The 4,917-nt window shown below is 61.9% G+C and carries 6 protein-coding genes; 5 read left to right on the plus strand and 1 reads right to left on the minus strand.

Annotation, left to right across the window (positions count from 1 at the left end):
• The coding region (locus tag ACE3OH_RS19245) for an MBL fold metallo-hydrolase (RefSeq protein WP_374356999.1) at positions 1–745 on the plus strand (745 nt) is incomplete at its 5' end.
• A 52-nt stretch (positions 746–797) separates the two neighbouring features.
• Positions 798–1,664: a DMT family transporter gene (locus tag ACE3OH_RS19250; RefSeq protein WP_374357001.1), complete on the plus strand. Its 867-nt coding sequence runs from the start codon at positions 798–800 to the stop codon at positions 1,662–1,664.
• 179 nt (positions 1,665–1,843) lie between these two features.
• Here the strand turns inward: ACE3OH_RS19250 and ACE3OH_RS19255 are convergent, their stop codons facing one another.
• Positions 1,844–2,062, minus strand: a complete 219-nt coding sequence (locus ACE3OH_RS19255; RefSeq protein WP_374357003.1) for a hypothetical protein — start codon at positions 2,060–2,062, stop codon at positions 1,844–1,846.
• Between ACE3OH_RS19255 and ACE3OH_RS19260 the strand changes: the two genes are divergently transcribed.
• The 3 genes from ACE3OH_RS19260 to ACE3OH_RS19270 all read left to right on the plus strand — a co-directional run bounded on the left by ACE3OH_RS19260 (position 2,061) and on the right by ACE3OH_RS19270 (position 4,846).
• Positions 2,061–2,462, plus strand: coding sequence for a DUF2141 domain-containing protein (locus tag ACE3OH_RS19260; RefSeq protein ID WP_374357005.1), 402 nt, complete (start codon positions 2,061–2,063; stop codon positions 2,460–2,462). The genes ACE3OH_RS19255 and ACE3OH_RS19260 overlap by 2 nt on opposite strands.
• A 9-nt stretch (positions 2,463–2,471) precedes the next feature.
• A complete protein-coding gene (locus ACE3OH_RS19265) occupies positions 2,472–3,947 on the plus strand; it encodes a carotenoid oxygenase family protein (protein ID WP_374357007.1) in 1,476 nt (491 codons plus the stop codon).
• A 116-nt stretch (positions 3,948–4,063) separates the two neighbouring features.
• A complete protein-coding gene (locus ACE3OH_RS19270) occupies positions 4,064–4,846 on the plus strand; it encodes a D-hexose-6-phosphate mutarotase (protein WP_374357009.1) in 783 nt (260 codons plus the stop codon).
• Positions 4,847–4,917: the final 71 nt, after the last annotated feature.

Consider the following 4,917-nt stretch of genomic DNA (forward strand, 5'->3'; position numbering starts at 1 on the left):
GGCCGACTGGCTGGCCAGCCGCTTCGCCTCCCCGTTTCATTGCAGCATGGGCGAATTCTTGCTGGCGCGCGCGGTCTGGCACGATTTGCCCGGCTTTGATGTGGCTGCGCTGAATCGCCACTTCGCCAGCCATGGCCTGCCGCAGGCCAAGCTCGATGACTACGCGGCACGCGGCAATACCTATCACTGGGGGGTGAAAAGCCTGCCCGGGCAGTTCCACCGCATCATGGCCGGCGATACGCTGACCATGGCCGGCACCGACTGGCTGGCCATACCCGGCCATGGGCATTCACCCGAACATATGGCGTTCTACAGCGCAGAAAAGCGCTTGCTGATTGCCGGCGATATGCTGCTTCCCAAAATATCCACCAATGTCGGCGCCTGGGGGGCCGACCCCGATGCCGATGCGGTGGCGCAATTTCTCGCTTCGCTCGACCGATTCCTGGCGCTGCCTGATGACACCGTGGTGCTGCCTTCGCATGGCAAGCCCTTTGTCGGCATTGCGGCGCGGGTGGAGGCATTGAAAACCCACCATGCCGAACGGCTTGAGGCCATGTATCTGGCGCTGGCGGAACCGAGTACAGCCTATCAGCTGCTGCCCACCCTGTTCGGCCGTATGTTCGATCTGTACCAGACTCTGTTTGCCATGGCCGAATGCATCGCCCATCTGAATCATCTGCAGGCCCAGAACCGCATCGTCCGTTTTGTCGATGATGAGGGCTGCTGGTGCTACCGGCAGGCCTGATGTCTCCTGCGTTCATTGCAATACATCCTTTGCTTTCAAGTTTGCTGAGCCCATGTCCCGACTCTATTTCAAACTGATACTCACCATGGCGATCTGGGGTGGCACCTTTATCGTCGGCCGGGTGCTGGCCCAGGCCATGCCGCCCTTATCGATTGCTTTCTGGCGTTTTGTGGTGGCCAGCGTCTGCCTGTTGGGCTTGCTGGTGCATAGCAGTGCGCTGGCACTGCCAACGCGCCAGCAGCTGGGCTGGGCGGCGGCGCTCGGCGCTACCGGGGTGTTTTCCTACAATGTGTTTTTCTTCTCCGGCCTGTCCTTGATCCCGGCCAGCCGCGCCGCGCTGTTGGTGGCACTCAATCCCATCATGGTGGCGCTGTTCAGTGCCGTGCTATTGCGCCAGTCGCTCGGCGCGCGGCGCTGGGTCGGTGTGCTGGTTTCGCTATTCGGCGCCATCACCCTGATTTCGCATGGAGACTATCTTGCAGTGCTGCGCCAGGGCATAGGCCATGGCGAGTTGCTGATCCTCGGCTGTTGCGTGTCCTGGGTGGCCTACACCCTGATCGGCCGGCAGGCAATGAAGGTACTGAGCAGCCTGCAAGCGACCTTCTGGGCGGCCCTGATCGGCTGCATCGGCCTGGGCATCACCGCTGCCTGGCGTGGCGAACTGGTGTCGCCTGTCGGTCTGAGTCTTGCCCAATACGCTGGCGTGGTGTTCCTTGGCGCCTTGGGAACGGCGGCGGCATTCATCTGGTATAGCGATGGCATCAAGGCGGTCGGCGCTGCGCGCACCGTGGTGTTCACCAATCTGGTGCCGGTGTTCGCTGTGCTGTCCGGCATCGTGCTGCTGGGCGAGAAACCAACTCTGCCTACCTTGCTTGGCGGGGCGCTGGTAGTGGCCGGGGTATGGGTGACCAATCGCTAGGCTCTGTTGACATTTTGCCGACGAAACGCGATCCGCCGGCAAAACGTCAACAGAGCCTAGGGAAGTTGACCCGAAATCAAGGCAATACGCACGAAATGCAAAAAGGACAGCATGCGCGCGGACAAGCGCATACCAGCCGGCTTGCTCTGTGATCTGCATGGTCTCGGTGCGCACCGTCTCTACAGGTGTTGGGGGTAGTGCAGCTTGGTATCAGGCCCGATGGCCTGAGCAGGCTTGATTTTAGCTTGGGTGTCTTGTAAGCGTCTCAGGGCCTTGGCAAAAAAGGCGGCGGCGCCGACAGTTGGCGCATGAATGCGGTCGATTCGTCGCAATTGCGGGTAGCGGTGTGGGGCGCTCGCCATGATGGGCACTGTCTCAATCAACCGGAACCCCGCCATGCGTTTTCTCCCGATTCTCTCCTTGTGCTTGCTCAGCGCCGGCTATGCCGCCGAGCTGACGATTACTGTCGACAATATCAAGTCCGATCACGGCCAGATACTGGTCGCCGCCTATGGCAAGGACCAGTTCCTCAAGCAGCCGGTGGCCGTTGGCCGTGCGGTAGCCGCGTCGGGCAAGGTGGTATTGACCCTGAATGCGCTGCCCGAGGGCGAGCTTGCGGTATCGGTGATTCACGACGAAGACAGCAATGGCAAGCTCAATACCAATCTGCTCGGCATGCCCACCGAGCCCTATGGCTTCTCCAACGATGCGGCTGGGCAATTCGGCCCGCCAAGCTTCGATCAGGCGAAGATCCAGATTGTCGCCGGCAGCAATGCCACCCAGCTCAAACTGCGCTAAGGAGCTGCCATGAACCGCCGTCTGTTTTTACAAGCCGGTCTGGCTGCTGCGGCTTCCCTGGCCTGGAGCGATGAGGCTACCTACCGTGGCTTTCATGCCGGACTGCGCCGCACCTCGAATCTGCAACTGCTCAGCGGCGTGACGGGCGATCAGTCGGGTGTCGCACGGGTTGAGGGGCGCATCCCCCGGGAATTGAACGGGCGTTTTTTCCGCAATGGTCCGGGACGCTTCGAACTCGGCGGTGAGCGCTACCACCATTGGTTTGATGGCGACGGCATGGCGCAGTGCTGGCAGATTGCCAATGGCCAGGTCAGCCATCGCGGCCGCTTTGTGCGCACCGCCAAATTCGAGGAAGAAAGCGCCGCTGGCCGTTTCCTGTACCCAAGCTTTGCCACGCCCTTGAAGAACGGGCGGCCGATCGCCAATAACGACACCCTCAATACCGCCAACACCAATCTGTTGCCCCATCACGGCAAGCTGTATGCCTTGTGGGAGGGCGGGTCGGCCACCGAGCTTGATCCTGACACGCTGGAAACGCGCGGCATCGTCACCTGGCGTGATGATGTGAAGGCCATGCCGTTCAGCGCGCATCCCAAGGTCGAACCCGATGGCACCTGGTGGAATGTCGGTGCCATCCCGGGGCGCAACAAGGTGGCGCTGTATCGCATCGCTGCAAATGGCGAATTGCTGAAGGCGGCGGTGATCGATGTTCCGAATGTGACCATGCTGCACGATTTTGTCGTCACCGAGCGGCATCTGGTGCTGCTGTTGCCATCCTATCGCTGGCAGCCACAAGGTGTCGGCAGCTTTCTCGACAGCCTGCACTTCGATCGCCAGCAGGCAATGCTGGCGGTGGTGATAGACAAGGCCGAATTCACCGTCAAACAGACGCTGGAACTACCAGCCGGGCTGGTATTTCACTTTGGCAATGCGTTTGACGATGGCGATACCATACGCCTCGATGCCACGCTGTTTAGCGATGATGGCCTGATGCAGGCGATGCGCGCCAATATGCGCGGCGAGCGCATCGACCCGCACAGCCATCATGGCGATGGGCATGCCACCCTGTTCACGCTGGACCTTGGCAAGCGAAGTGCGCGCAGCGAGCGCCTGCTGGCCGATACCGAGTTTCCGCGCGTCGACCCGCGGCTGGTGGGGCAGCGGCACCGCTACAGCTATATGCTGGCGGCCCGGCCGCAGGACACCATTGGCCTGTCCAGCGTGGTGCGGGTGAATATCGAGGATGGCAAGACCGAGCGCTACGCCTTTGGGCGCGACTGGGCGGTGGAAGAGCATATTCCGGTGCCCAAGAAAGGCGGCAGTGTCGATCAGGTGTGGTTGCTCGGCGTCGCCCGCCATTTGCCGAGCAAGCGTACCGTGCTGACCGTGTTCGATGGCGAGCGGGTGGCGGCCGGCCCGATTGCCAAGGCCTGGCTACCCTATGCGGCACCGCTGTGCTTTCACGGCAACTTTCTGGCTGCTTGAGCATGGCCAGCTAAGCCGGCGGCGGTTTGCTGCGTTGGCGAAAGCGGCTGACGTGCCGCGCATTGCCGCATTACCATGGTGCTCCCATTGTTTCGCCACTGCGACGAGGCTGCACCATGACCCATATCGATATGCAGTCTGCCCATGGCCAGGCGCGCCTGGCCGTGCAAGGAGCGCAGTTGCTGGAGGCCGATCTTGCGGGCAGCCCCTTGCTTTGGCTGTCGCCGCTGGCTGACTTCTCACCGGGCAAGGCAGTACGGGGTGGCGTGCCGCTGTGCTTCCCCTGGTTTGGCAAGCATCCCGAGGGTTTGCCGGCGCATGGCTTCGCCCGCAATCGCGTGTGGACCGTGTTGGAGCAGCAGTCGGACGCAGTGCGTCTGGCCCTCGATGACGACGCGCAAACTCGCGCCATCTGGCCGCATCGCTTTCATGCCGAGCTGGCTGTGTCGCTGGGCGAAGCGCTTGCGTTCCGATTTGTCGTGGAAAACCGCGATGAGCAGGCATTCACCTTCAGCTATGCGCTGCACAGTTATTTTCGGGTAACTGATCTTGCTCGGTGCAGGGTGAGTGGCCTCGATGGCCGCTTGCGGCGCGAAGTGGGTCATGTCACCAGCCCGCAGTGCGGCGATGTGCAGATTGGCGAGGCAATCGACGCGATATTCGAGCAGGCGCCGGCAGACTTGCTGTTGCAGGACGGTGAGCGGCGCATCCTGATCCAGGCCGATGCCATGCGTAGCGCCGTGGTGTGGAGTCCGGCGGCGGCAGGTGAGGCGGTGGCCGATATCGGTAGCCACTGGCGCAAATTCCTTTGCGTGGAGCGCGGCAATATCGGCACGGCGGCGATCACGCTACGCCCGGGCGAAGTGCATCAGGCACGCATGTCGATCCGGCTTGCCTGAGTGCTTGTTGGCTGCAACTGCGATGGCTGGCTGACAAAACGCCAACAGCGCCTAGACTGAAGTCACTTCAG

It is taken from the genome of Chitinimonas sp. (assembly GCF_041904975.1).
In the GTDB taxonomy this organism is placed as follows: domain Bacteria; phylum Pseudomonadota; class Gammaproteobacteria; order Burkholderiales; family Chitinimonadaceae; genus Chitinimonas.